Origin of the sequence: Acidovorax sp. 22279 (assembly GCF_052045435.1) — a bacterium.
Classification (GTDB): Bacteria; Pseudomonadota; Gammaproteobacteria; order Burkholderiales; family Burkholderiaceae_C; genus Acidovorax; species Acidovorax delafieldii.
The window spans coordinates 68,752-93,337 of record NZ_JBQEOV010000010.1; the positions used below are offsets into that span (position 1 = coordinate 68,752).

Annotated in this window: 31 protein-coding genes; 24 read left to right on the forward strand and 7 right to left on the reverse strand. The window is 63.1% G+C overall.

Annotated features, from left to right (window positions below):
• Positions 1-368 precede the first annotated feature (368 nt).
• The 14 genes from ACTJKQ_RS14445 (at position 369) to ACTJKQ_RS14510 (ending at position 8,532) form a co-directional block, all read left to right on the forward strand.
• Positions 369-1,169 (forward strand): hypothetical protein, encoded by an 801-nt coding sequence (locus tag ACTJKQ_RS14445; RefSeq protein WP_440597249.1) that lies wholly within the window; start codon positions 369-371, stop codon positions 1,167-1,169.
• Positions 1,162-1,653, forward strand: coding sequence for a YbjN domain-containing protein (locus tag ACTJKQ_RS14450; RefSeq protein WP_440597250.1), 492 nt, complete (start codon positions 1,162-1,164; stop codon positions 1,651-1,653). The genes ACTJKQ_RS14445 and ACTJKQ_RS14450 overlap by 8 nt, the downstream gene beginning before the upstream one ends.
• 88 nt (positions 1,654-1,741) lie before the next feature.
• Positions 1,742-2,617 (forward strand): hypothetical protein, encoded by an 876-nt coding sequence (locus tag ACTJKQ_RS14455; RefSeq protein ID WP_440597251.1) that lies wholly within the window; start codon positions 1,742-1,744, stop codon positions 2,615-2,617.
• A gap of 209 nt (positions 2,618-2,826) precedes the next feature.
• The gene (locus tag ACTJKQ_RS14460) at positions 2,827-3,099 is read left to right on the forward strand and encodes a phage fiber-tail adaptor protein (protein ID WP_440597252.1); all 273 of its coding nucleotides are present in this window, start codon (positions 2,827-2,829) and stop codon (positions 3,097-3,099) included.
• A 9-nt stretch (positions 3,100-3,108) separates the two neighbouring features.
• The gene (locus ACTJKQ_RS14465) at positions 3,109-3,489 is read left to right on the forward strand and encodes a hypothetical protein (RefSeq protein WP_440597253.1); all 381 of its coding nucleotides are present in this window, start codon (positions 3,109-3,111) and stop codon (positions 3,487-3,489) included.
• A gap of 12 nt (positions 3,490-3,501) precedes the next feature.
• Positions 3,502-4,383 carry a LamG-like jellyroll fold domain-containing protein gene (locus ACTJKQ_RS14470; RefSeq protein WP_440597254.1) on the forward strand — a complete coding sequence of 294 codons (882 nt, stop codon included), beginning with the start codon at positions 3,502-3,504 and terminating at the stop codon, positions 4,381-4,383.
• Between the two features lie 467 nt (positions 4,384-4,850).
• Positions 4,851-5,318, forward strand: a complete 468-nt coding sequence (locus ACTJKQ_RS14475; protein WP_440597255.1) for a hypothetical protein — start codon at positions 4,851-4,853, stop codon at positions 5,316-5,318.
• A 71-nt stretch (positions 5,319-5,389) separates the two neighbouring features.
• A complete protein-coding gene (locus ACTJKQ_RS14480) occupies positions 5,390-5,689 on the forward strand; it encodes a holin (protein ID WP_015013505.1) in 300 nt (99 codons plus the stop codon).
• A complete protein-coding gene (locus ACTJKQ_RS14485) occupies positions 5,686-6,324 on the forward strand; it encodes a glycoside hydrolase family protein (protein WP_440597256.1) in 639 nt (212 codons plus the stop codon). Before ACTJKQ_RS14480 ends, ACTJKQ_RS14485 begins: the two co-directional genes overlap by 4 nt.
• The gene (locus ACTJKQ_RS14490; RefSeq protein WP_440597257.1) at positions 6,321-6,536 is read left to right on the forward strand and encodes a hypothetical protein; all 216 of its coding nucleotides are present in this window, start codon (positions 6,321-6,323) and stop codon (positions 6,534-6,536) included. Before ACTJKQ_RS14485 ends, ACTJKQ_RS14490 begins: the two co-directional genes overlap by 4 nt.
• A complete protein-coding gene (locus tag ACTJKQ_RS14495; protein ID WP_440597258.1) occupies positions 6,536-6,733 on the forward strand; it encodes a hypothetical protein in 198 nt (65 codons plus the stop codon). Before ACTJKQ_RS14490 ends, ACTJKQ_RS14495 begins: the two co-directional genes overlap by 1 nt.
• Positions 6,730-7,275, forward strand: a complete 546-nt coding sequence (locus tag ACTJKQ_RS14500) for a DUF2514 family protein (protein WP_440597259.1) — start codon at positions 6,730-6,732, stop codon at positions 7,273-7,275. The genes ACTJKQ_RS14495 and ACTJKQ_RS14500 overlap by 4 nt, the downstream gene beginning before the upstream one ends.
• A 7-nt stretch (positions 7,276-7,282) precedes the next feature.
• Complete coding sequence (locus ACTJKQ_RS14505) at positions 7,283-8,125, forward strand: Gp49 family protein (protein ID WP_440597260.1); 843 nt, start codon at positions 7,283-7,285, stop codon at positions 8,123-8,125.
• A 131-nt stretch (positions 8,126-8,256) separates the two neighbouring features.
• Positions 8,257-8,532, forward strand: coding sequence for a hypothetical protein (locus ACTJKQ_RS14510; RefSeq protein ID WP_440597261.1), 276 nt, complete (start codon positions 8,257-8,259; stop codon positions 8,530-8,532).
• A 73-nt stretch (positions 8,533-8,605) separates the two neighbouring features.
• Here ACTJKQ_RS14510 and ACTJKQ_RS14515 read toward each other — a convergent pair whose 3' ends face one another.
• The 5 genes from ACTJKQ_RS14515 to ACTJKQ_RS14535 form a co-directional block, all read right to left on the reverse strand.
• On the reverse strand, positions 8,606-8,872 hold the full coding sequence (locus ACTJKQ_RS14515; protein ID WP_440597262.1) for a hypothetical protein: 267 nt from the start codon (positions 8,870-8,872) through the stop codon (positions 8,606-8,608).
• A gap of 104 nt (positions 8,873-8,976) precedes the next feature.
• A complete protein-coding gene (locus ACTJKQ_RS14520) occupies positions 8,977-10,254 on the reverse strand; it encodes a tyrosine-type recombinase/integrase (RefSeq protein ID WP_440597263.1) in 1,278 nt (425 codons plus the stop codon).
• Between the two features lie 269 nt (positions 10,255-10,523).
• Complete coding sequence (locus ACTJKQ_RS14525) at positions 10,524-11,012, reverse strand: dihydrofolate reductase (RefSeq protein WP_108498840.1); 489 nt, start codon at positions 11,010-11,012, stop codon at positions 10,524-10,526.
• Positions 11,013-11,044: 32 nt separating this feature from the next.
• Positions 11,045-11,653, reverse strand: coding sequence for a DUF4337 domain-containing protein (locus ACTJKQ_RS14530; RefSeq protein ID WP_056743682.1), 609 nt, complete (start codon positions 11,651-11,653; stop codon positions 11,045-11,047).
• A 74-nt stretch (positions 11,654-11,727) separates the two neighbouring features.
• The gene (locus ACTJKQ_RS14535; protein ID WP_108498839.1) at positions 11,728-12,597 is read right to left on the reverse strand and encodes a thymidylate synthase; all 870 of its coding nucleotides are present in this window, start codon (positions 12,595-12,597) and stop codon (positions 11,728-11,730) included.
• Between the two features lie 112 nt (positions 12,598-12,709).
• Here ACTJKQ_RS14535 and ACTJKQ_RS14540 point away from each other — a divergent pair, with 112 nt between their 5' ends.
• Positions 12,710-13,222, forward strand: a complete 513-nt coding sequence (locus tag ACTJKQ_RS14540) for an N-acetyltransferase family protein (RefSeq protein WP_440597264.1) — start codon at positions 12,710-12,712, stop codon at positions 13,220-13,222.
• 106 nt (positions 13,223-13,328) lie between these two features.
• Here ACTJKQ_RS14540 and ACTJKQ_RS14545 read toward each other — a convergent pair whose 3' ends face one another.
• Both ACTJKQ_RS14545 and ACTJKQ_RS14550 read right to left on the reverse strand, forming a co-directional pair.
• Positions 13,329-13,622: a hypothetical protein gene (locus ACTJKQ_RS14545; RefSeq protein ID WP_056067132.1), complete on the reverse strand. Its 294-nt coding sequence runs from the start codon at positions 13,620-13,622 to the stop codon at positions 13,329-13,331.
• Between the two features lie 56 nt (positions 13,623-13,678).
• On the reverse strand, positions 13,679-13,972 hold the full coding sequence (locus ACTJKQ_RS14550) for a DUF4148 domain-containing protein (protein WP_099729858.1): 294 nt from the start codon (positions 13,970-13,972) through the stop codon (positions 13,679-13,681).
• Between the two features lie 438 nt (positions 13,973-14,410).
• On the opposite strand from ACTJKQ_RS14550, the gene ACTJKQ_RS14555 reads away from it, so the two are divergent.
• The 9 genes from ACTJKQ_RS14555 (at position 14,411) to ACTJKQ_RS14595 (ending at position 24,573) form a co-directional block, all read left to right on the forward strand.
• The gene (locus ACTJKQ_RS14555) at positions 14,411-15,742 is read left to right on the forward strand and encodes an ABC transporter substrate-binding protein (protein ID WP_436075462.1); all 1,332 of its coding nucleotides are present in this window, start codon (positions 14,411-14,413) and stop codon (positions 15,740-15,742) included.
• Positions 15,743-15,899: 157 nt separating this feature from the next.
• The gene (locus tag ACTJKQ_RS14560; protein WP_056743676.1) at positions 15,900-16,763 is read left to right on the forward strand and encodes a carbohydrate ABC transporter permease; all 864 of its coding nucleotides are present in this window, start codon (positions 15,900-15,902) and stop codon (positions 16,761-16,763) included.
• A gap of 15 nt (positions 16,764-16,778) precedes the next feature.
• Entirely contained in the window at positions 16,779-17,624 is an 846-nt protein-coding gene (locus ACTJKQ_RS14565; protein ID WP_436075461.1) for a carbohydrate ABC transporter permease, read from the forward strand.
• 49 nt (positions 17,625-17,673) lie between these two features.
• Entirely contained in the window at positions 17,674-18,717 is a 1,044-nt protein-coding gene (locus ACTJKQ_RS14570) for an ABC transporter ATP-binding protein (RefSeq protein ID WP_440597265.1), read from the forward strand.
• 17 nt (positions 18,718-18,734) lie between these two features.
• Complete coding sequence (locus ACTJKQ_RS14575; protein ID WP_440597266.1) at positions 18,735-19,469, forward strand: SDR family oxidoreductase; 735 nt, start codon at positions 18,735-18,737, stop codon at positions 19,467-19,469.
• Between the two features lie 19 nt (positions 19,470-19,488).
• Positions 19,489-20,892, forward strand: a complete 1,404-nt coding sequence (gene dalD, locus ACTJKQ_RS14580; RefSeq protein ID WP_440597267.1) for a D-arabinitol 4-dehydrogenase — start codon at positions 19,489-19,491, stop codon at positions 20,890-20,892.
• 29 nt (positions 20,893-20,921) lie between these two features.
• A complete protein-coding gene (locus ACTJKQ_RS14585; protein ID WP_440597268.1) occupies positions 20,922-21,857 on the forward strand; it encodes an AraC family transcriptional regulator in 936 nt (311 codons plus the stop codon).
• A gap of 126 nt (positions 21,858-21,983) precedes the next feature.
• Positions 21,984-23,468 carry a xylulokinase gene (xylB, locus tag ACTJKQ_RS14590; protein ID WP_440597269.1) on the forward strand — a complete coding sequence of 495 codons (1,485 nt, stop codon included), beginning with the start codon at positions 21,984-21,986 and terminating at the stop codon, positions 23,466-23,468.
• Positions 23,469-23,496: 28 nt separating this feature from the next.
• Positions 23,497-24,573: a PfkB family carbohydrate kinase gene (locus ACTJKQ_RS14595; protein ID WP_440597270.1), complete on the forward strand. Its 1,077-nt coding sequence runs from the start codon at positions 23,497-23,499 to the stop codon at positions 24,571-24,573.
• Positions 24,574-24,586 lie beyond the last annotated feature (13 nt).

Consider the following 24,586-nt stretch of genomic DNA (forward strand, 5'->3'; position numbering starts at 1 on the left):
TCACGGATACCCATTGGGGTGTCCGCTTGATGGAGCCAAATCGTGCGCCGACATCGACGTTTTCCTGTTATGCGAAGCAGTCTCCGATGATGACTCGGGCTTTCATTCTTTGGATGAGCGCGGGGGGCTGAGACGTCCTGGAAGTGAAAGCGCTGTTTGCAAGTCTATGGGGTTGTCTGTTTTTGGGAGCCTTGAAGATTGCATCAATCATGGTGAGCTCTGCCCCCGACTTGGAAGGAAGGTAGCGAAGTCTCGTTTACAGGCATATCACGGAAAGATCCTGGAAACACCGTCAAGGTCTCCAGGACATCATACGTGGTGGCCTTATTCCGGTATATCTCGTTCAGAGGGATTTGAAATCGTACATCATGTGGAAGATTAAGCCTGAACACAGGCAAAACCTTGAATTCAAAACTATGGAGCCTGTAGAGGTTCTGTATGAGTTTGACAACGCTCTGATTTTTACATTCAAAGAATCAGATCGCTGGTTTTTTGCTTATTTGTCAGATGATGATGTTGTTAAGCGTACTGTCAGATACTTGGTAGTTGCTACGGACGCTCAAGAGATAGCAAACCTGAAGTTTGGCAAGATATCGGTTTATGATGTGTTGAATAAGTTCTATGTCTGGGCTGTGGATAGAACTTTTGAAGATGAATTATTGGAGCAAGTATGTTTGCGTGGTCTTGCCTCTGTTCCGGACAACAACAAGCCTCGGCCAAGCGCGATGTTAAGTGCTCAGTATAGGAAAAGCGCAGTGTCGGAGAAGGATGAGGCTGAGCGAGTCCAGCAGCGTTTGGGAAACTACAGCTCCGCCATTGTAGGCATCGAGAGTTTGCGCAGTCTTTTTTTGCAGGATCATCTTAAACAACTCTCCAAATTGTCACACACTGATCTGAAAATGTCCTCCTCCGTGGGGGTTGTGAGCGTTCATGATGCGGGGTTGATAGGTGCGGATGTGGTTCTTCACCCATTCCCGAAAGCAGTTTTGGATGAAAGCTTTTTTTCTGCTGGATCATTGAGTTTGTCGTCAAAAAGACTCAAGGAGATGTTTCAATCGAAACGAGGGCAAACTGAAGAGAAGCTTTACGACTACTCGCGTCGGGAGTCGATTGTCGCTGATTCAGCGACGTATCATCGACCGTATCTGCGAAGGGCCCTCAATGACTGAAGCATTGGCTATTCGCGACAGGCTTGCAGAGCATCTTCGTAGTATTCGACTTGTTTCTTTGGTTGAAAATCTTAACGAAGATTTGACATTGGAGTTGGGTGAAGATGGCCAAAGATACAGCGTTTATTTAATGCTTCTTGGTGATGCTGCTGTTTTCCATGTTGATTTAAAGTTGCCAGTCTCGGTGGCTGGGGATTCCCTATTCAAGGTCTTAAATTCGATAAATCGTCAAATTCCCTTTGGGAATTTTTTTGTGACAAAGTCGAATGAGTTGGCATTTAAATTCTATATTTTGTCAGGCTCCTTGGATAGTGTGGAAGATTTGTCTTTCTGCATTTATTGGATCTACGATATAGTTTCTACTTATAAAACAGCTCTTGGAGTGGCTATTTCGAATATCGACAATTCATATGAAATGGCAGAGAAGCTGTTGGACGGTATTCGAGATGCGTTCATGAGCACGACGCACGATTCGAACGGGTAAAGCCCAACGCAAAGGCATACTCCCAAGCGGGGTTCGACGAAGCGTTCGGACCTTGGCAACCTGTTTTCCTTCTTAAGGGACCAGAACAGTGCCAACCGCCAACATTGCCCGACGTACGCCGGCAAAAGAAGAGCCCTCCACGCGCTTGGCTCTCATCGACCAGATTCCGACCACTGGCTACCCGTGTGCACCTCGGGCCGAGCAATCGGCGCCGTCCGCAGCGGAGCGGCTGCAGTCCATTGGCGGCGCCGTGGCCGACTCTGGCTTTCGTGCCGATGTGGCCCGAGGCCTCGCTGACGTGGCAAACCGCACCGCGGCGAGCGTCCTGGGCGGCCCGGTGGACCTCGCCGCCGCAGCGCTCGGCGGTCTGGGCTACCAGCACCCAGCACCGGTAGGTGGGTCTGAGTGGATCGGCCAACAGATGGAGCGTGCCGGCGCCGTGACACCCGAGCGGCGACCGGCTGCGGAGCTGCTTGGATCCCTGGCCGGGCCCAGCGCGGCAACAAAGGCTGCAACTGCCTTGGGCTTCATAGCGGCCATGTCGGCAGAAGGGAAAGCTAGGTTGCTGGCAGACCTGACGGCAGGGAAGGGGAGTGGGACGTACCGACTGGGGGATGTGACGCAGGGTCAGGCGAACATGCTGGAGAAGGTGGGTCTGAATGCCGCAACGACTGATGTGCGCATGACGGACGATGCATTCCGGCACCTTCACGACAAACGGGTCGTGCAGGAGGGCTACTCTCCGGCGGAGGTTGCGACATTTGCCGAACAGGCCATGTCCAAGCGATCACGCGTTGATTTGGACCTCGGCAAGGCACGGCAACAGCCATCTTTGCTAAACGAGGGGATGCGCGATCCAGTGACGGGGAGGCGATACGACGCGCGCATGCCTTTGGATAGCCAGGGCGACGCGTTTGGTGTGCGAAGCGCGGTTCCCGATGGGCTGCCGCCGCGCAAAAAATAAGCCCCGGACCTTGCGATCAGGGGCTTACCTGGTCTTTGCAGCAGGGTGGGGTTTGATGCCCACTACTGGAGTTGTCCCGTCACGACTGCAAAAACACTGCCGACCGGGGGCTCCGGTGCGGTAACGGAATTGTACTGGCCCTCCACTGGAGCGGCAACGCCCCCCAGTAGGGTTCGACGCCTGACCATGCAGCCGGAAAACTGCAGGGCATGGCAGCAATCAAGAAAGACCCCGACGCCACCCTCGACTACACGGTCGATTGGTCGGACTGGCTCGCCCCGCTGGCGGATGTGATCGTGTCCGTTGAGTGGGTGCCCAGCGCGGGCATCACGGTTGAGTCCTTCTCGAACACCAGCGCCACCGCCACTGCCTTTGTTTCGGGTGGCGTTGTGGACGCCGACGAGTTCGTGACCTGCCGCATCACCACCGCTGCCGGCCGCATTGACGACCGGACCATCAATTTCGCCATCACCCAACGCTGAGGACCGGCCATGTCTGTCACCTACTCCACCGCCACCAAGACAGCCCGCATGAACGCCGTGGTTTCCACCGTCGGCACTTCGGGCAAGCTCAAGCTGTTCAGCGCCGCAGACGCGCTGCTGGCTACGTTCAACCTGGCATCGACTGCTGGAACCGTGTCGGGCGCCGTGCTGACGCTCTCTGACGCCAACGGTGGCGCAGACGGCATCCTGAGCACCACCGCATCCTCTGCGGGCACGGCCACGAAAGCCAGCATCACGACCTCTGCAGACGCTGACGTGATTACCGGCCTGACCGTTGGCACCTCCGGCACCGACCTGGTGCTGGACAACAACGTGCTGGCGAGCGGGCAGGCCATCACCATCAACTCCGCGACGATCACGCACGCTTGATAGGAGCATGGCGTGGCCATCCTGCTAGATCCTGCAAAGGTATCTCTCCTTCTTCATGGCGCGTCGCCCATTGTCGATAGCAGCGCGCGTACAAAAACGCTCACTGCCGGTAGCGTAACCAGCAGCACTGTCGCAAGCGTTTTCGGTGGGTCGTCGCTGCTGCGGGCTTCGGGAACCCAGCTTACGACGCCTGCAGACGCAGACTTCAACATGGGCACGGGGGACTTTGCTATCGAGTTGCGGGTGCGGCGCTCTGGCGGTTCCGGTCGCATGGTGCTTATTGCACAGTGTGACTCCAGTGGATCGAATGCATCGGTGTCCTTCATCCTGCAGATCAATGCATCGGATAGGTTTGAGGGCTACTGCGTGTCCGGAAGCACGGCATTTGCATCCTGTGCGTCATCGGCCTCCGTCATCAACGATACGTGGTACACGGTTGAGTACAGCCGTTCGGGAACCACTTTCAGGCTGCGGGTGGATGGTGTGACGGCGGCCACTGCGACGTCTTCGTCGGCAGTCAATTCGTCGTCCTCTGCGCTGGGGTTACATGGGCTCGGTGAATACACGCTACTGCAATTCACCGGCTACATCGATGAGGCCGTCATCCTCAAAGGTGGCTTGCTCCACAGCGCTGACTACACCCCAGCGACTGAGCCGTACACCGTCTACTCGATCTCTGGCACGGTGAAAGATTCGTCTGGTGCCAACGCGGCCCGACTGGTTCGTGCCTACCGCGAAGACCTGGGGACTTTAGTCGGGAGCGTCACCAGCGATGGAGGCACAGGCGCATACACAATTCCTGTGGACGTGGGGACGGCGCACACCCTGAACGCCTATCCTGCGGGGGGCGAGACACTGCCGGCCCTCACACTGCGCGGTGTGATTCCGGTATGAGCTACACGCCACCGGCAGGGAACGCGGCTAACTTCTCGTGGGTGGGTGTCGCATCCTATGCACCCCCGGCGGGTAGCGCTGCGAACTTCACATGGTTTGTTGATACCGGTGCCGCATCCGGCTCGTTGACCGCAAACGAATCCGGTGCAGATGGGCTCAGCGCGTCAGGTGGCGCCCTGGTGGGAGGCTCGCTTGCTGCAACGGGTGTCGGCACTGACTCTGCCAGCATTGCCGGGGCAGCCTTGGCCCAAGGCGCACTGGCTGCCACAGAGTCCGGCGCTGACGTGTTGGCAGCCGCCGGTGCTAGTGTGGCAGGCCGCCAAGGGGAGTTCGCTGCTATTGAATCGGGTTCTGATGCTCTAGCGGCAAGTGGGACCGCGCCGCGCGCGGCAGGCAGTCTGTCCGCAACCGAGTCTGGCGCAGACGACCTGAGTGCAACAGGCGGCCCTTCTGCTCTGACCGCCTCCATGTCAGCCGTGGAGGCTGGGCTCGACGCTGCATCCGTTTCGGTGCGTGCCCTGATCGCTGGTGCCATGGCCGCCGCTGAGAGTGGCAGCGACAGCATGGCTGGGCAGGGCGGTTTGCCCAAGTCGGCGGGTACGCTTTCAGCAGTAGAGGCTGGAGCTGACAGCCTGGGAGCGAGCGGTGCGGCCCTGGTCAGCGCGCTACTTGCCGCCATTGAGGCTGGTGCAGATACCGCAGCCATCGCCGGGCAGATTGCCGCAGGCGGCGTACTGGCAGCGCTGGAGACTGGCCAGGACACATTCGCGGCCATTGAATCGCCCCCACCCCTCGACCCCAGCCGAACCCTGGTGGTGCCCATCGAGGACAGGCTGGTGCGAGTTGCGACCGAAACGCGCCTGGTATCAGTGGCGCGCGAGGACCGCGTGGTGAGCGTGGTCGCAGAGGATCGAACGATGTTCGTGTCCGCATGAGGTGCGCGGCCAAATGATTCCCCCCCAGTAGGGTTAGACCCGCAGGCGCATGCCCGGAACACTCCGGGCTCATGAAAACAGAAACCATCGACGCTCTTGCCACGGCTGGCGGTCGCACCTCCGGCGGCGGTGCTGTCGTTGGGTTCCTTGGCTGGCTTGCCTCATCCCAGGCAATCGGGCTGTTCGGCGTGTGTATTGCGCTGCTGGGCGCCCTGGTGAGTTGGTACTACAAGCGCGAAGCAAACCGCCGCTTGGCCGCCGAGCATGCCCTGCGCCAGCAGGAGCGCCAGATGCGCATTGACATCATGCGCAACACCGGGCGCGTGGTTTCAGGTAATACCGACCTTGGCGAGTTGGGAGCCGACGAGTGAGCCGCGTCCCCGCCCAACTGCGCACCAGTCTTGCCGCCCTGGTCATGCTGCTGGGCGCCGGTGGCGGGGTCTACTACGTGGATGAGGCCGCCACGCGCGAAGCCAACACCAACGCCTACATCCAGGCCGTGGCCGCAGACCCCGAGGTGTCCGATGCCATCCGCATTGCCATGGTCATGGCGAGCTTCTACGAATCCAGCAATCGCCATATCGGCGTGCCCTACGTGGACAAGCTGGGCAAGGGCCAGCCGCTCACCGTCTGCAATGGCCTGACCGGGCCCGAGGTGGTGGCGGGGCGCACCTACACCCCCGCCGACTGCTACCGGCTGGAGAAGCGCCGCTACATCGGCTACGAGGTCGAAGCCAAGCGCCTGCTCACGCACTGGGCCAGCTACGACCCGTTCCAGCAAGCCACCTTCCTCGACTTCCTGCACAACAAGGGCGAGGGCAATTTCTTCGACAGCACCATGCGCCGCAAGGCCAATGCTGGGGACTGGGTGGGTGCCTGCCGAGAAAACACGCGCTGGAACCGTGGGACGGTGCAGGGCGTTTCTACCGTGCTGCCAGGCCTGCAGCTGCGCGGCGATTCAAACGACGAGATTTGCCGCACATGGTGGCTTGGAGCGCAATCGTGAAGCTTGCTGTACTCATTTTTCTGATTTTGCTCAGCGCACTGCTCACCGGCTGTGCAACAACAAAAGGCCTGCAGGTGTCCGACGAGGACGCGGCCGAGTGCGCTGCCGTGGGTTGCACGCCCTGGTCTGAGCGCCAACTTGAAGGCCTGGCCAAGCACTTCTACGGCTTGGGTGTGAAGGCAGGCATCCAGCGCCAAAAGGGGTCGATCTGATGCGCGCCCTTGTCCTGGCCGTCCTGGCTCTACTGCCGGGCATCGCCATGGCCAGCGGCTTCTACCTGCCGTGGTGGGCCGAGGCACTGCTGTTCCTGCTGGCCACTCCGGCGGGCTGGGCATGCCTTGCGCTGGCGGCGGCTGTGCTGATCGGTCTTGTGGTGGTCGCCTGGAAGAAGCGAGGGCAGGGGAAATGATCCTCGACAAGCTCAAAGCCTACGGCGCCATTGCCGCCGCCCTGGCGCTTGGGGTGCTGCTGGTGGTGCAGACCGCACGGCTGCACACAGCCCAGCTCGACGCCGCAAACACCCGCACCAAGAACGCCCAGACTCTGGCGCACATCGCCGACCTGACAGCCAAGGCCCTGCGCGCCGTGCGTGCGCAAGAAGCCCGCTGGGCCGCTGACAAAGAAAGGAACGCTCGTGAAACTGCTACAAAAATCGAAGCTGCTAACGCTGATGCTGCCGACGCTCGCCGTGCTTCTGGCCGCCTGCAGCAACGCATCGATGCCCTTGTCGCCGCAGCCCGCCGATCAGCCGCGAATCCCGGCACTGAGCCCGCAATCGCGGCAACCGGCGATCCCATCGGAGTGCTTGCCGACGTGCTCGGCCGCGCTGACCAAAGAGCGGGAATCCTGGCTGAGTACGCCGACAAAGCCCGAATCGCCGGGCAGTCCTGCGAGCGCGACTACGACGCGCTGACCCAGCCGCCCCGGCCGGATGCCGGGCCAACTCCCTGAGAACACCATGACCTCTACTGTCATCAAGCCCACCGTGGGCCGCAAAGTTTGGTTTCGCCCCAATGGCACTACTGATCTGCAGAAGCCCGGCACTACCGAACGCGGCCGACTGAACGAACTTCATGGGCAACCGCTGGACGCCACCGTGACCTATGTGTGGAGCGAACGCATGGTGAACCTGTCGGTGCTCGATCACTACGGCAACCCGTTCATCGCAACCAGCGTCAATCTGCTGCAACCCGGTGACTCGACACCCGCGACCGGCTTCTACGCCGAATGGATGCCCTACCAGCAGGGGCAGGCGGCAAAGGCGGAGCCCGCATCGGCCGCCATGGCATCTGGCATTGTGATCCCGCCGATTGGTGCGCCAAGTGCGGGCACCACTTCCGCGAGTTTGCAGCTCCCCGTCATCGACCCCGGCCCAGACTCCCTGGAGCGCGAGATCCAGGCCAAGGCCGACAAGGGCCCACGCGTGACGCCCGCTGTGTTGAAGGATGAAATTGCCAGCGCGCATTTCTTCACCGGCTTCGATGGGGCGGCTGGCGCGGCTTACAACGAGGCGAGCCCTGATGGTGTGCTTCGGCAGTTCAGTTTCGAGGCCCCACCGGCTCTGTCACTCCTGACATTCTGCGTCCTGGTCCTGCGCAACGGTTTCACCGTGGTGGGCCACAGCGCCTGCGCCAGCCCGGAGAACTACAACAAGGAAATCGGCGAGCGCATCGCCCGCGAGAACGCCGAGCGCCAAATCTGGCCCCTGCTGGGCTTCCGCCTGCGCGACGAGCTGGCCCGCCCGGTGTTGACCGATGCAGATGCTGCTGCGGATCTGGCCGGCACCCCACGCCCCATCTGATTACGTTGGCAAGGCCCGCCCCGGTGCGCCGGGATGGCCAAGTGGTTCGCCCAGCCAGGCCGACACCCATTCCCCGCCACGGCAAGGGGCCCCCGCCGGTAGCCACGGCATCACCCATCTGGAGATCCACCATGTACCGTTCCTCCCGTTTCGTTTCCCTGGTTGCCATGGCCTGCATGGCAGCCGCCTCCGCCATGTCGGCCGCCGTGGACCGTGTGGCTTCCGCCGTGAGCTATGGCATCGACCGCCTGCTCAGTGCTTGGGTGGAGCCCTTTCAGCTGCAGGCCACGGCCCCGGGCCAGGAGAAACCGCGCGTGGCGCTGGTAGCGGCCAAGGCCTTCGTGCTGCGCGTGCTCAAGCGACGACCTACAGTGCACCCTTCCTGGCGCATGTGCCCGTCGATCTGAACTGCTGATTCGTCAGCACCAATGAAAAAGCCCCGCCGCAGTGATGCGAGCGGGGCTTTTCAATCTGCATGAGTTAGTTGTCAGAAACTGTCAGTGGCACCTCTCCGTGGACTCCTGATATTCTGAAAGTTCCAGATGATTCCCATCCCTTGGGCGCGGCCATGGAAAAGATGGTTTCCCCGCTCCGCTCAAAGTTGACCTGCAGCCCACCGCCGGCTACAGCGCTCAACGAAATGGAGTCGTAAGGTATGTACGCAGTTGCGAGATCCCCATTTTTTGCGACGCCGCCAATAGATTCAAGCACCATGCGTTTTGCATCGTCAGTAAATTTGAGTGCCATGTCGTTTTCCTTCGCGCGATAGCGGTCAGCTTGGATTGTTACGTTTCTGGATTTTCGGCTGTCATGGTGGGGGATTGTCCACGGTCCAGCTGGTGTGCCCAAGCTCACGCCACCCTGCGCAACCGGACCACATTCGCCTCACCATCGCGGCCGGGTGGGGCGCTGTTCTCGCAACCCACCAGGTAGTCGGCCCAGAGTTTCAGGGCCCTGCGGCGCTCCGGTATTTCCTCCCGCACGTCATAGATCCCCTCCATGCCCTTGAGCGTATGGTTCAGCGCGATCTCGGAGATTTCACGCGACACCCCCATGTTCATCAGGTGGCCCTTGGCCGTGCTGCGTGTGTCATGCGGGGTGAATTTGCGGATGTCCATGTCACCGCGCTCAAACGCGCGACGCAGCGCAGCCCAAAGGGTTGTGCGCCCGATAGGTACATCGCCCAGCTCTTTGGAGCGGTCGGCGCGGCGAGTGGGCAGCACGTACACGGAGTCGCCAGACAGGGCGATCAGCTCGTGGAACCAGTCAACGACGACCGGTGCGAGGGGAACCAGGAAGCCAGCGCGGGTTTTGACGGACTCTGCGGGCACCCACCAGGTGCCGGCCTCCAGGTCCAAGTGCTCCTTCTTGGCCTTGACCAGCTCCACCCCGCGCACGCAGGTGGCCAGCAGGATGCGGAAGGCCAGGGCGTTCTCCCGGCCGATGAAGTCAATGCCCGGCAGCAGGGACTGCAGCTCCTTGTTCTCCAGCATGACGCGCTGGCGTGTCTTGGGGCGAGGGCCTTTGAGCGCGGACAGCTTGATGCCGGTGCACGGATTGGCCGCAATGAGCGTCAGGCCGCAGGCGTGGTCGAGAACCTTGGAGAGAGAGGTGAGCAGCCGCTTTGTCATAAGCCACGTCCGGCCGCTCTCTTTGAGGACGGTCACGACATCAATGCTCGTTACCTTGTTCACCTGCCAGGAACCCAGGCGCGGCAGGATCACCTGGTCGATGTCGGCATTGCGGTAGTAGATGGTGTCCTCGGCGAACACATCGGGGCGGAGCACCTTTTCTCGATAGTCGGCAACCAGTTCGCGCATGGTCCATGCCGCAGCGGTGCGTGATTTGCGCTCCTGCTTCTCCGCCGCCGGGTCGGCGCCGCCGTCGATGGATGCGCGCAGGGCGCGTGCCTTTTCCCGGGCTGCCGCGAGCGTCACGTCTGGGTAGCTGCCGATGGTCAGCTCGCGCCGCCGCCCACCCTGCACGCGATACCGGAGCACCCAGGTGGCGGTGCCGCCTGTGGAAAGGGTGAATGTCAGCCCATCGCCATCTGACTTGGCGACCGCCTCACCTTTTGAGATCCAGCGCTTGATCTGTATGTCGGTGAGCGTGTGACTGATTTTGGGCATCGGCAGTCCTTTTTTTGGGTAGCTAGGAGTGTAGCTACCCACCTAGCTACCCGGAGTTCATGCGCCAATGAGAATCAGTGTGCGACAGTGTGAATCAAAAAACCCAATGAAAACAACGGCTTGCGATGCTTGCTGAGACGTTGTGATCCACTCTGAAACACTAATTGAAATTCCAGGTGGCAATTTGCATGGTTTTTGGCCGGTAGCGCTAGTGGATCATGCGCTGGCAGCTATCAAAATGTGAGTAGATGAGGAAAGGGGCAGAAGCGTCAGGCGCGGCGCACACGGGTCACAAAGCTGAACGGCAGCCCGTTGGTGCTCACGTGGTGCTCGCGGGCGGTTTCTACCCATTCTGCGCCCAGCACGGGGGCATAGGCATCGCCGTCAAAGTCCTGGGCGATCTCCGTCACCTCCAAGCAGTCCGCCAGGGGCAAGGATTCGGCATAGATCTGCGCGCCGCCAATGATCCACACGGTTTTGCCTGCGTCGCACAGCGCCAGGGCTTCGGCCAGGCTGCCTGCGCGGTGGGCACCCTCGGCCTGCCAGTCGGCCTGCCGCGTCACCACGATGTTGGTGCGGCCGGGCAGGGGGCGAAAGCGTGCGGGCAGCGAGTCCCAGGTCTTGCGGCCCATGACCACCGGGCAGCCCTGAGTGAGCTGCTTGAAGTGCGCCATGTCCTCGGGGATGTGCCAGGGCAGGCGGTTGTCCTTGCCGATGACGCCGTTGGCCGCGCGGGCGTAGATGAGGTGCAGGGGCATGGGGCTCGCTCTGTGCGTGAGTGGGGAGGGGATCAGATGTGCAGGAACGCCAGCGCGCCCACACCCAGGCCCACGGCGGCCACGCCGTACATGCCGTATTCCAGCCACTTCTTCTTGGTCAGCAGCGCAATCGCGGCCAGGGCAATCGCCACCTGCAGCGCGGTGGTGGCCTGGGCCCAGCGGTGGTGCTGGTGCATCTGGGCCTCGCTTTGCTGATCGAAGGCGTGGGCATCGGCCTCCAGCTTTTCGGCCGCGGTCTTGATCTCGTTCTTCTCTTTTTCGTAGCGGTCGATCTTGGCCTGGTATTTAACCTTCTCGGCTTCGGCCGGGGTCAGGTCACGGGCCAGTTCGGCCAGGCTTTGTTTGGTGCTTTTGGACTGGAAGTAATTCCACTGGTTGGAGGCCTCGGTCTTTTTGATGGCCGCGTCGTTCTTCATCAGGCCCGCATTGGCCTGGGTGGCGCCGCCCATGTAGGCAAAGATGGCACCCACCGTGGCCACGATGGCCGTGAACATGGCGATCTTGTTGGTGGACGAGCCGCCGCCATGGTCCGCGCCGTGGTGCGCAGCATCGTGGCCGTGGGTGGCATGTTCGACCGCGTGGTCGTGGGGGCCGTGTACGTGGAATCCGCCGGAAGACATAGATAGAAGCTCGTTGTATTGGTTATGGGTGAAAGCGGGGCCTGTGCCGCAGGCTGGCTGGTGCAGTGGTCAGGTCAGACTGCCACGGGCGCCTTGATGGCAGGGTGGCACTGGTAGTCCACCACTTCAAAGTCTTCGTACTCGTAGTCGAAGATGCTGTCCGGCTTGCGTTTGATGTTCAGCACAGGGTAGGGGTAGGGCGTGCGCGCCAGCTGGGTCTGCACTTGCTCGTGGTGGTTGCTGTAGATGTGGCAGTCGCCACCCGTCCACACGAAGTCGCCCACCTCCAGATCGCACTGCTGGGCCACCATGTGGGTCAGCAGCGCATAGCTGGCGATGTTGAACGGCACACCCAGAAAGATGTCTGCACTGCGCTGGTACAGCTGGCAAGACAGCGTGCCGCGCCCGCCGGGCTCTTGCGCCGGGGCTACGTAAAACTGAAAGAAAGCGTGGCACGGCATGAGCGCCATCTTGTGCAGCTCGGCCACGTTCCAGGCGCTCACGATGATGCGGCGCGAGTCGGGGTTGGTCTTGAGCGTTTGGATGACGTCGCTGATCTGGTCGATGTGCCCGCCGTCCGGCGTCGGCCAGCTGCGCCACTGCACGCCGTACACCGGGCCCAGATCGCCGTCCTCGCGCGCCCATTCGTCCCAGATGGTCACGCCGCGCTCTTTCAGCCAGTTGTTGTTGCTCGATCCGGTCAGGAACCACAGCAACTCCTGGATGATGGACTTGAGGTGCACCTTCTTGGTCGTGACCAGCGGAAAACCTTCCTTCAGGTCAAACCGCATCTGGTGGCCGAACACGCTCTTGGTGCCGGTGCCGGTGCGGTCCGACTTGTCCACGCCGTGGGTGAACACATGGCGCATGAAATCTTCGTACTGGGAGCGCACGGGGCGGGCGGGCAAGGCAGAAGCTGCCGGGGCAGCAGAAGGCTGGGTCATGGGATGGATCACTCAGGGTAGGGCGCCGCCATCAAGGGGTGGCCGTTGCCGACGGCGGATTTTATGCGGAGCGGGAGAATGCCAGACTCGCCATCCATCCACTGCACTTCCCATGACGACTTCCGATACCCCCGTCACCATCCGCCCCTTCCAGGCCGCCGACTGGCCCGCCGTATGGTCCATCCTGCGCACCACCTTCCAGGCGGGGGACACATATGCTTTTGCCCCCGAAAGCACCGAGGCCGAGATCCACAAAGCCTGGGTAGAGCTGCCTGCCGCAACCTTTGTCGCCCTTGGCGCGGGCGGGGAGATTTGGGGTACCTATTTCATCAAGCCCAACCAGGCCGGGCTGGGGGCCCATGTGTGCAATTGTGGCTATGTGGTGGCGCCGACCGCGCAGGGGCAGGGCGTGGCCTCGTTGATGTGTGAGCACTCCCAGCAGCAGGCTGTGGCCATGGGCTTTCGGGCCATGCAGTTCAACCTGGTGGTAGCCAGCAACGTGCGCGCCGTGCGGCTGTGGCAGCACCTGGGCTTTGCGATCGTGGGCACGCTGCCCGGGGCCTTCCGGCACCACACGCTGGGCTATGTCGATGCCCATGTGATGTTCAAGACACTGGTGGCCTGAGCTTGTTGCCAATGCAAAAAGGGCTCCCACATGGGAGCCCTTTCTGAGAGTCCGGGGGCACATGTCCACAACAGTGAGAGGCCGCCACCCGGGAAGGTCCGCGTTCTTACATCGCGCTGATTTCGCCCGATGGGATCTTGCCGGTGCGCACGGCTTCGGCCGCTGCGGCGCGCACTGCAGCACGGTCGGCAGTCGACTTGTAGGTCACGACGCGCGAACCAGCGGGTTCGATGCTGCGCGTTTGGGCCACGGTAGAGGCTTCAGCAGCCACTTCGGCACGGGTGCGGTTGGTGTCGAACTTGAGGGCGAATTGCGAGCTGTCGGCTTCGTCAGCGTGGGCGCCGAAAGCGGAGAAAGCAGCCACAGCAGCGATGGACAGGAAACGTGTTGTCTTGTTCATGGTGACCTCGATTCTTGATGGGGTGGGGGGGCGAAGTCCGTTGATTCCGGGACGGCTTACAGAGCGCCGAGTTCGCCGGAAGGGATCTGGCCAGTGCGCACCGCTTCAGCAGCCTGGGCACGCACGGCAGCGCGGTCAGCCGTGGACTTGTAGGTCACCACACGCGAACCAGCGGGTTCGATGGAGCGGGTCTGGGCCACGGTAGCGGCTTCGGCAGCCACTTCAGCGCGGGTGCGGTTGGTTTCAAACTTGGTGGCGAACTGCGAAGCGTCGGCTTCGTCAGCCTGGGCACCAAAAGAAGCGAAAGCGGCGACAGCGGCGATGGAGAGGAAACGTGCGGTGTTGTTCATGATTGATAAGTCCTTGAAGTTGAAAAGCGTCTCAAAAAGCCGGGTCAAAAACCATTCCTGAACCGGGTTCGGTGAGTCGCCTTGCGGGTTCGGCTCATCGATGGGATGAACTGTACGCCGGTGGGGTGCAGAGAAAAACCACCGGGTCGCAAACTGACTGTTCCAGTTTTGGAAACAGTCGGCCCACTCAGGGCGCGCCCTTGGGTCAAATGTGTGCAGCACCCCGCAGCGCCAGGGCGGCCGCCCCAGGCCCACAATGCACATACCCAATTGATGCGACTAGGTATAAATCCTGAGATTCTGGCGAAATTTAGTATGTGTAGTGCTTTTCAAAGTATCAACTGAGCATCAGAGCATCGGTATCGTTCAGCCCATCAATGCCGAGATTCGACTGGCGTTGAATGGCAGATCCATACCAACTACGCAGGAGACGTTCCGATGCCCCGTTCCACTCGTCCACACACTCGCCTGGCTCTGGCCGTTGCCGCCCTGGCGGCATCGCTGTGCGGAACCGCTGCGCATGCGCAGACCGAACTCGTGATTGCCACCGTGAACAACGGCCACATGATCGAGATGCAAAAGCTCAGCAAGAATTTCGAGCAGGCGAACCCCGACATCAAGCTCAAGTGGGTCACGCTCGAAGAAGGTGTGCTGCGCCAGCGCGTGACGACCGACATCGCCACCAAGGGCGGCCAGTTCGACGTGATGACGATTGGCATGTACGAAGCGCCTATCTGGGGCAAGAAGGGCTGGCTGCAGGAGCTGAAGACCGATGCTGCCTACGATGTGGATGACCTGCTGCCCGCCGTGCGCAATGGCCTGACGGTGGACGGCAAGCTGTTTGCCGCGCCGTTCTATGGCGAAAGCTCCATGCTGATGTACCGCAAGGACCTGGCCGACAAGGCCGGCGTGCAGGTGCCTGAGCGTCCCACCTGGCCGCAGATCAAGGACCTGGCCGCCAAGATGCACGACCCCAAGAACGGCGTGTACGGCATCTGCCTGCGCGGAAAGCCAGGCTGGGGTGACAACATGGCGTTCTTGACCACGCTGGTCAACACCTTCGGCGGCCAGTGGTTTGACATGCAGTGGAAGCCGCAGCTCGAATCCAAGCCCTGGAAGGACGCGATCACCTTCTACGTCGACCTGCTCAAGAACTATGGCCCGCCCGGCTCGTCGGCCAACAGCTTCAACGAGATCCTGGCGCTGACCAACTCCGGCAAGTGCGGCATGTGGGTGGACGCGACCATCGCCGCATCGTTCGTGGCCGACCCCAAGCAGTCCAAGGTGGCCGACCAGATGGCCTTTGCCCAGGCTCCCACCATGAACACGCCCAAGGGCGCCAACTGGCTGTGGTCGTGGAACCTGGCCATCCCCGCCGGTTCGAAAAAGGTCGACGCCGCGCAGAAGTTCATCACCTGGTCCACCAGCAAGGACTACATCCAGCTGGTGGCCAAGACGAACGGCTGGGCCAATGTGCCTACCGGCACGCGCAAGAGCACGTATGCGGCGCCGGAGTTCCAGAAGGCGGCCCGCTTCGCTGCTGCAGAGAAGACTGCCATCGACTCGGCCAACCCGACGGATTCGACCCTGCCGAAGAGCCCGTACGTGGGTGTGCAGTTCGCGGCCATTCCTGAGTTCCAGGCCATCGGCATCGCCGTGGGCCAGCAGATGAGTTCTGCGCTGGCAGGCAAGACGACGGTGGACGCGGCACTCAAGGCCGGCCAGGTGGCGGCTGACCGCGAAATGAAGAAGGCCGGCTACTACAAATAGGCAAGCACCCATTGGGCTACTGCGCGGCCCGATCTGGGGGCGGTGTTCCTCGCCGTACGGGAGTACGACTGCGGTACAGCACCCCCACCTCGGGCCGCTCGCTACGCCCACTGGGCGCTTACCTCACTGCGCTGTGTAAGTCTGTATCGGAATTCCCATGAACCGCCGCCTGCTACCCCGTCTGCTGCTCACGCCAGCCATGGCCACGCTCTTCCTGTGGATGATCGTGCCGCTGGTGATGACGATCTACTTCTCGCTCATCCGCTACAACCTCATGCAGCCGGACCAGACGGGCTTTGCCGGGCTGGAGAATTTTGAGTATTTCGTCACCGACCCGTCGTTTGGCACGGCGGTGGTCAATACGCTGCTGCTGCTGGGCAGCGTCATTCTCATCACGGTGGTGTTCGGCATTGCGATTGCGCTGCTCATCAACGAGCCGTTTGCGGGCCGGGGCATCGTGCGGGTGCTGTTGATTTCGCCGTTTTTCGTCATGCCCACGGTGAACGCGCTGATGTGGAAGAACATGATGATGAATCCCATCTACGGCGTGCTCGCCCAGGTGTGGATGTTCTTTGGCGCACAGCCGGTGGATTGGCTCACGGACCACCCGTTGTTCTCGGTGATCGTCATGGTGTCGTGGCAATGGCTGCCGTTTGCCACGCTGATCTTCATGACGGCATTGCAGAGCATGAACCACGAGCAGCTCGAAGCCTCGCGCATGGACGGCGCTAACTATCTGCAGCAGCTGCGCTACCTGTATGTGCCGCACCTGGCGCGCTCGGTGGCCGTGGTGGTGATGATCGAACTCATCTTTTTGCTCAGCATCTTTGCCGAGATCTACACCACCACGGGTGGCGGGCCGGGCGATGCGAGCACCAACGTCACCTTCCTGATCTTCAAGCAGGCGCTGCTCAACTTCGACGCGGGCGTGGCCTCGGCAGGTGCGCTGTTCGCAGTGCTGCTGGCCAATATCGCGGCGGTGTTTCTGATCCGCATGGTCGGCAAGAACCTTGACAAGTAAGACGGGGCAACGCTCATGACAACGACAAAACGACGCCGCTCCAACTTCCCGCTCGGCCTGCTGGCCCTGCGCACCGCCGCTGCCTGGGGCGTGGCCCTGCTGCTGTTTTTCCCGCTGGGTTGGCTGTTCCTCATGGCGTTCAAGACCGAGTTGCAGGCCATCGCCGTGCCGCCGCAGCTGTTCTTTGTCCCCACGCTCGAAAACTTTCACGAGGTGCAGGAGCGCAGCGACTACTTGCTGTACGCCAAGAATTCGGTCATCACCAGCGTGGTCTCTACCCTGGTGGGGTTGATGCTGGCTGCGCCTGCGGCCTACGCCATGGCCTTCTTCAAGGGCAAGTACACCAAGGACATCCTCATGTGGATGCTCTCGACCAAGATGATGCCCGCCGTGGGCGCGCTGGTACCCATTTATGTGCTGGCGCAAAAGAGCCACCTGCTCGATACGCAGCTTGCGCTCATCATCGTGTTCGCGCTGTCCAACCTGCCCATCATGGTCTGGATGCTGTATTCGCACTTCAAGGACATCCCGCGCGAGATTCTGGAAGCCGCGCGCATGGACGGCGCCACGCTGTGGCAGGAGGTGCGCCTGGTGCTGCTGCCGCTGGGCATGGGCGGCCTCGCGTCCACCGGCCTGTTGTGCCTGGTGCTGTCATGGAACGAGGCCTTCTGGAGCCTGAACCTCAGCGCCGCCAAGGCCGGCACGCTGGCCACACTGATCGCGTCGTACTCCAGCCCCGAGGGCCTGTTCTGGGCCAAGTTGTCCGCCGCCTCGCTGATGGCCATTGCGCCCATCGTGGTCTTTGGCTGGTTCAGCCAGAAGCAGCTGGTGCAGGGCCTGACGTTTGGCGCCGTGAAGTAACGCGCAGCTTTCCTATCCAACGCAATCAAGTTTTCAGGAACCCGATTCCATGGCCTACCTTCAACTGCGCGGCATCGAGAAATTCTTTGGTGAACACCGCGCCATCAAGGGCATCGACCTCACCATCCAGCAAGGCGAGTTCATCGTCTTCGTCGGCCCCTCGGGCTGCGGCAAGTCCACGCTGCTGCGGCTGATCGCGGGGCTCGAAAACATCGACGGTGGCACCCTGATGCTGGACGGCCGCGACATCACCGACCAGCCCTCGAGCAAGCGCGACCTGGCGATGGTGTTCCAGAGCTATGCGCTGTACCCGCACATGAGCGTGTACGAGAACATGAGCTTTGCGCTCAAGCTCGCCAAGGTGGACAAGCAGGTGGTCGACGAGAAGGTGCAGAACGCCGCGCGCATCCTCAACCTCACCAGCTACCTGCAGCGCACGCCCAAGGAGCTGTCGGGTGGGCAGCGCCAGCGTGTGGCCATCGGCCGAGCCATCGTTCGTGCGCCCAAGGTGTTTTTGTTTGACGAGCCACTGTCCAACCTCGACGCGGCGCTGCGCGGCCAGACGCGCGTGGAGATCGCCAAGCTGCACCGCGACCTCGGGGCCACCACCATCTACGTCACACACGACCAGGTGGAGGCCATGACGCTGGCCGACCGCGTGGTGGTGCTGCGCGACGGCGTCATCGAGCAGGTGGGCACGCCGCTGCAGCTGTACGACAAGCCCGCCAACCAGTTCGTGGCCCAGTTCATTGGCACGCCGCAGATGAATGTGGTGCCCTTGCCGCAGCTGCCATCGTCCGTGCAGCAGCAAGCCCCCGCCGGGGCGGAGGGCGGGGCCATCGGCCTGCGCCCCGAGAACATCACGGTACGCAACACCGGAGCGACGCCGGTGCCGGGCCAGGTGGACCTGGTCGAAGCATTGGGCGCAGAGACGCTGATCTACGTGAGCACGCCCAGCGGCGCGCAGTTTGTGGCGCGCCAGAACGACCGCACAGGCCTGCGTGCGGGCGATGCGGTTTGCCTGGACATCGATGCCTCGCAAGCCCATTGGTTCGACCCGAACGGACGCGTGGTGGCCCGCCAGACCGTATGACCGCCATGACTGCTTCCATGCCCCCCGGACAAGAACTTCAAGGCAAGGTGGCTGCCGTTACCGGCGCCGCATCGGGCATCGGCTTTGCCAGTGCCCAAGCCATGGCCCACGCTGGCGCGCGCGTGGTGCTCATCGATCGCGACGAGGCCGCGCTGGCCAAGGCCTGTGCAGCGATTGGCGCCGGCGCCTTGCCGCTGGTGCTGGACCTGCTCGATGCCAGGCAATGCGCCAGCCTGCTGCAGCGCACGCTGGCGCTCGCGGGCCAGCTCGACATCTTCCACGCCAACGCCGGGCTGTATGTGGGCGGCGACTTGGTGGATGCCGACCCCGACGCCATCGACCGCATGCTGAACCTGAACGTCAACGTGGTGATGAAGAACGTGCACAACGTGCTGCCCCACATGATCGAGCGCGGCACGGGCGACATCATCGTCACGAGCTCGCTGGCCGCGCACTTCCCCACGCCGTGGGAGCCCGTCTACGCATCGTCCAAGTGGGCCGTCAACTGCTTCGTACAGACCGTGCGCCGCCAGGTCTTCAAGCACGGCATCCGCGTGGGCTCCATTTCGCCCGGGCCTGTCATCACTTCGCTGCTGGCCGACTGGCCCGCGGAAAAGCTCGCCGAGGCCAAGGCCAGCGGCAGCCTCATCGAGGCCTCCGAAGTGGCCGACGTGGTGCTTTTCATGCTCACCCGCCCGCGCGGCATGACCATCCGCGACGTCGTGATGATGCCCACGAACTTTGATCTCTAGAAACCCGCAGTCACGCACCATGAATTTCATCCTGCACCTGGGCCTGGGCTCGTTCCACCGCGCCCACCAGGCCGTTTACGTTCACGCATTGCGCCAGCAGGGCGACACTGGCTGGGCCATCGCAGGCGGCAACCTGCGCCCCGACATGGCCGACACCATCGCGGCGCTGCAAGCGCAGGATGGGCGCTACACGCTCGAAACCGTCACCCCCCAAGGCGAGCGCAGCTACACCGTCATCGAGTCGATCCAGCGGGTGATCCCCTACCAGGACGACCTGGCCCCGCTGATTGCCATGGGCGCCGACCCCGCCACGCGCATCATCAGCTTCACGGTGACCGAGGCGGGCTACTACCTGGATGCCCAGAACCAGCTCGACTGGCCCACGTTTGCCGACCTGCGCGCCGACCTGGCGGCCGTGAAGGCCGGCCAGGCAGGCCACACGATCTACGGCGGCCTGGTCAGCATCCTGCGCGCGCGCAGGGCAGCCGGTGCGGGCGCTGTGACGCTGATGAACTGCGACAACCTGCGCCACAACGGCGACCGATCGCGCGGCGGGCTGCTGCAGTTCATCGAGGCGCTGGGCGATGCGCCACTGAAAGAGTGGGTAGAGCAGAACACCACCAGCCCCAACGCCATGGTGGACCGCATCACGCCGCGCCCCACGCCCGATGTGGCCGAGCGCGTGAAGGCTGCAACGGGTTGGGGCGACAAGGCCGCACTCATGGGTGAAAGCTTTATCCAGTGGGTCATCGAAGACGACTTCATCGCAGGCCGCCCCTCGTGGGAAACGGTCGGTGTCGAGATGGTGCAGTCGGTGCAGGCGCACGAAGAGGCCAAGATCCGCCTGCTCAACGCCACCCACAGCTGCATTGCCTGGGCGGGCACGCTGGCGGGTTACCAGTACATCCACCAAGGCACACACGACGCGGCCATTCGCCAGATGGCCTACGACTACGTCACCGACGACGCGATCCCGGTGCTCCACACCCCAGAGCAGCCATGCCCCATCAACCTGGAGCAGTACCGCGACGTGGTGCTGGACCGCTTCGGCAACCCTGCCATCGCCGACACCAACCAGCGCGTGGCCATGGATGCGTTCTCCAAGATCCCCGGCATGATTGCGCCCACTATCCGCGACCGACTGGCGCGCAACGCTTCGTTCGACAGCGTGGCCATGCTGCCCGCGCTGTTCCTGGCCTACCTGCAGCGCTGGCACGCGGGGCAGATCCCCTACAGCTACCAGGACCAGGCCATGGATCCCGCCGTGGCCCATGCCATCTGCGATGCCGCTGACCCCGTGACGGCCTTTGCGGCCGACACGACCCTGTGGGGCGAGATGGCCGGCCACCCCCGACTCGTAGACGCGTTGCGCAAAGCCTATGCCCGCGTGCTGGCTTTTGTGGCGGAGCGGACAGGCGCCTGATGCTGGTGTAATTTGAGTCCACTACCGCCATGACCGTGAAGATGCCCATCGCCCCGCGCCAGACCAAGCCAGAGCTGGAGCACGACTATGTGCGCTCGCCCGCGCTGGGCTACGAGTCGCCCGAGACGGCGGGCTTCATCCGCTGCCTGTCGCACGGGTTTCCCACGCCGCTGGCGCGCTGGCATTACCACGACGAGTACGAGCTGCACCTGATCACGGCCACCTCTGGCAAGGTGTTTGTGGGGGACTGGATCGGTCAGTTCCAGCCCGGCCACCTGGTGCTGACCGGGCCGCGCCTGCCGCACAACTGGATCAGCATGGACCTGCCCGAAGGCGGCGTGCCGCTGCGCGACCTGGTGATCCAGTTCTCGCACGCGCCGCTGGTGGCCAGCAGCGAGACCATCCCCGAGCTGCGGGAGGTGCTGCCTCTGCTGGAGCGCGCGCGCCACGGCGTGGAGTTCTTTGGCATGGAAGCGCAGGCACAAGAGCATTGGCACCGCATCAAGGCGCGCCAGGGGTTGGCCCGGTTCGGCGCGTTCTGCGAATTCATGAGCGACCTGGCGCGCTGCACCGACTTTCGCCTGCTGTCGAGCACGCAGCTGCAAAGCGAGGACAACGATACCCAGCTCGACCAGATCAACGCCATCGTGAGCCGCATCACCGACCACCTGGCCGACCCGCTGTCGGCGGCCCACCTGGCGCAAGAGCTGGGCATGACGGAGAGCCGCTTCTCACGCTTCTTCCGCCGCGCCACGGGCAATACCTTCACCGACTTCGTGAACCTGGTGCGCGTGAACCGCGCGTGCCAGCTGCTGATGGAGACCGAGCGCTACATCACGCACATTGCTTATGACGTGGGCTTCAACAACATGGCCAACTTCAACCGCCGCTTTCTGGATATCAAGGGCATGACGCCCAGCGAGTACCGCAAGCAGGGCGCTGGAAGGTTTGGAAAGACTTCCTGATCCCCAGCCGGATCTGCACCCCGAGAGGGGGGAGGCCCTTGTTGCGTGACCCCTGCACGCAGCCCGCCAAAGGCAAAGGCCGGGCCATGGCTTTCACTGTGAATCACTGACATCTGTCCATCACCCATGTACCTCGGAATCGATTTAGGCACCTCGGGTGTCAAGCTCCTGCTGCTGGACGATGCGCATACTGTGGTCGCTACGGCAGATGCCGCCGTGCCCCAGCTGCGCCCCCAGCCCACCTGGAGCGAGCAGTACCCCGCCGACTGGTGGGCCGCCGTGGAGAGTGCTGTGGCGCAGTTGCGCGCGCAGGCTCCCGCAGCGTGGGCGCAGGTGCGGGGCATCGGCCTCTCGGGCCACATGCACGGCGCGGTGGTACTGGGCGCGCAGGGCCAGGTGCTGCGCCCGGCCATCTTGTGGAACGACGGCCGTGCCAGCGCCGAATGTGCGCAGCTGGAATCGGCCGTGCCCACCTCGCGCCAGATCACCGGCAATCTCGCCATGCCCGGCTTCACCGCGCCCAAGCTGCTGTGGCTGCGCACGCACGAGCCCGCCGTGTTTGACCAGATCCGCACCGTGCTGCTGCCCAAGGACTGGCTGCGCCTGCAACTCACTGGCGATATGGTGAGCGACATGTCCGACGCATCGGGCACGCTGTGGCTGGACGTGCAGGCGCGCGCCTGGAGCCCGGCCATGTTGCAAGCCTGTGGGCTCGATGTTTCGCACATGCCGACGCTGGCCGAGGGCAGTGCGCCCACCGGCACACTGCGCAGCGATGTGGCACGCCGCTGGGGGCTCGGTGACAGCATCGTCGTGGCTGCTGGCGCGGGCGACAACGCCGCCAGTGCCGTGGGCGTGGGCGCCCGCACTGCGGGGCAGGGCTTTGTGTCGCTGGGCACCTCGGGTGTGGTCTTTCGCGTGACCGACGCTTTTGCGCCTGCCACCGAGCGCGCCGTGCATGCTTTTGCCCATGCGCTGCCGCAGCGCTGGCACCACATGTCGGTCATGCTCAGTGCAGCGAGTGCGTTTGGCTGGGTCACCCGGCTCACAGGGCGTGGCGACGAGGCGCAACTGTCTGACGCCGTCAGCGTCCTCAACACCACCCGCCAGGCGCAGGCGCCGCTGTTTTTGCCGTACCTGAGTGGCGAGCGCACACCGCACAACAACGCGGCTGCCTCCGGCGTATTCATGGGCCTGCGGGCCGAGCACGAAGCGGCCGACCTGGCCTATGCGGTGATGGAAGGCGTGGGCTTTGGCCTGCTGGATGGCCTCAATGCCATGCGTGCCACCGGGGCCGGGCAGGGCGGCGCTGCCCGCCGGGATGACGTAGGCCTTGCCTTGGTCGGTGGCGGTGCCCGCAGCAACCCCTGGGCGCAGCTCTTGGCCAGCGCGTTGGGCACCCCGCTGCAGCGCCCGCAGGGAGCACACGCCGCAGCCGCCCTGGGGGCCGCGCGCCTGGCGGCCATGGCCTGCGGTGGTGACGAAGCCCACTGGTGCCATCCCCTGCCCGCTGACGACACCTTCATGCCACAGCCCGCACAACAAGCCCAGCTGGCCGAACGCTATGCCCGCTTTGTCGCGCTGTACCCCGCGCTGCAATCGCAGTTCTGACGCACTGTCTGCTTCCTCCCAAACATCCATGACTTCCGCATCCACGATTTCCAACGGCACAGCGCCCATCCACGCCGCCATTGCCGGCGAGGCCCTCATCGACCTGATCCGCCGCCCCGATGGCAGCTACCTGCCGTGCCTCGGCGGCGCGCTCTACAACCTGTGCCGCGCGCTGGCGCGACAGGGTGTGGGCACCCAGTACCTCAACCCCCTGTCGCGCGACCGTTTTGGGCGTGAACTGGCTGCGCAACTGGTGGCTGACGGCGTGGTGCTGGCACAGCCCGAGCCCGTGCAGCAGGTCACATCACTGGCCGTGGTCAACCTCGACGCATATGGCCACCCCGACTACGCCTTCTACCGTGAAGGCGTGGCCGACCGCGCCGTGTCCGCCGCAGGTCTGGGCGATAGCTGCGCCGCCTTGCCCGGGCTGCAGTTGGTGTGCACCGGCGCGCTGGCGCTCGACGCGCGTGACACTGCCATCTACCTGCCGTGGCTGGCCGCCCAGCGCGCCGCAGGCCGCTGTGTGGTGGTCGATGCCAATCTGCGCCCCTCCGTCATGCCCGACCTGCCGGCCTACCGCACCACGGTGCACGCCGCGCTGGCCCACGCCCACATCATCAAGGCCAGCGACGAAGACCTGGAGCATCTGGCCGTGCCTGGTGTGGATGCCCTGGCCCGCGCACAGCACCTGCTGGCCGCCAACCCACAGGCCCATCTGCTGGCGCTCACGCTGGGCGCGGAAGGCGCCTGGCTGCTGCACCGCAACGGCGTGCAGCGTTTTGCCAAAGAGGCCCAGCCGCTGCCAGTGGTGGACACCGTGGGCGCGGGCGACAGCTTTCTGGCCGGGCTGCTGACGCATTTGCTGCGGCAATTGCAGGCTGCCGGTAGTGCGAGCTTTGTGCGGTTTGTCGAAGCGCTGGCGGCCGATGCGTGCCAGCAGGCGCTGTGCCATGCGCTGGCCAGCGCCAGTTTGTGCGTGATGGAGCAAGGCTGCGTGCCGCCGGGCTGGGAGGCTGCCCGCGCATGGAGCCAGCAGCATCCCGCAGCCCAAGACCCGCGCCGACATGGGGTTGCGCCCGCACCCTTGGAGGCGGGCCGTCTATGATCCAACGTCGCCG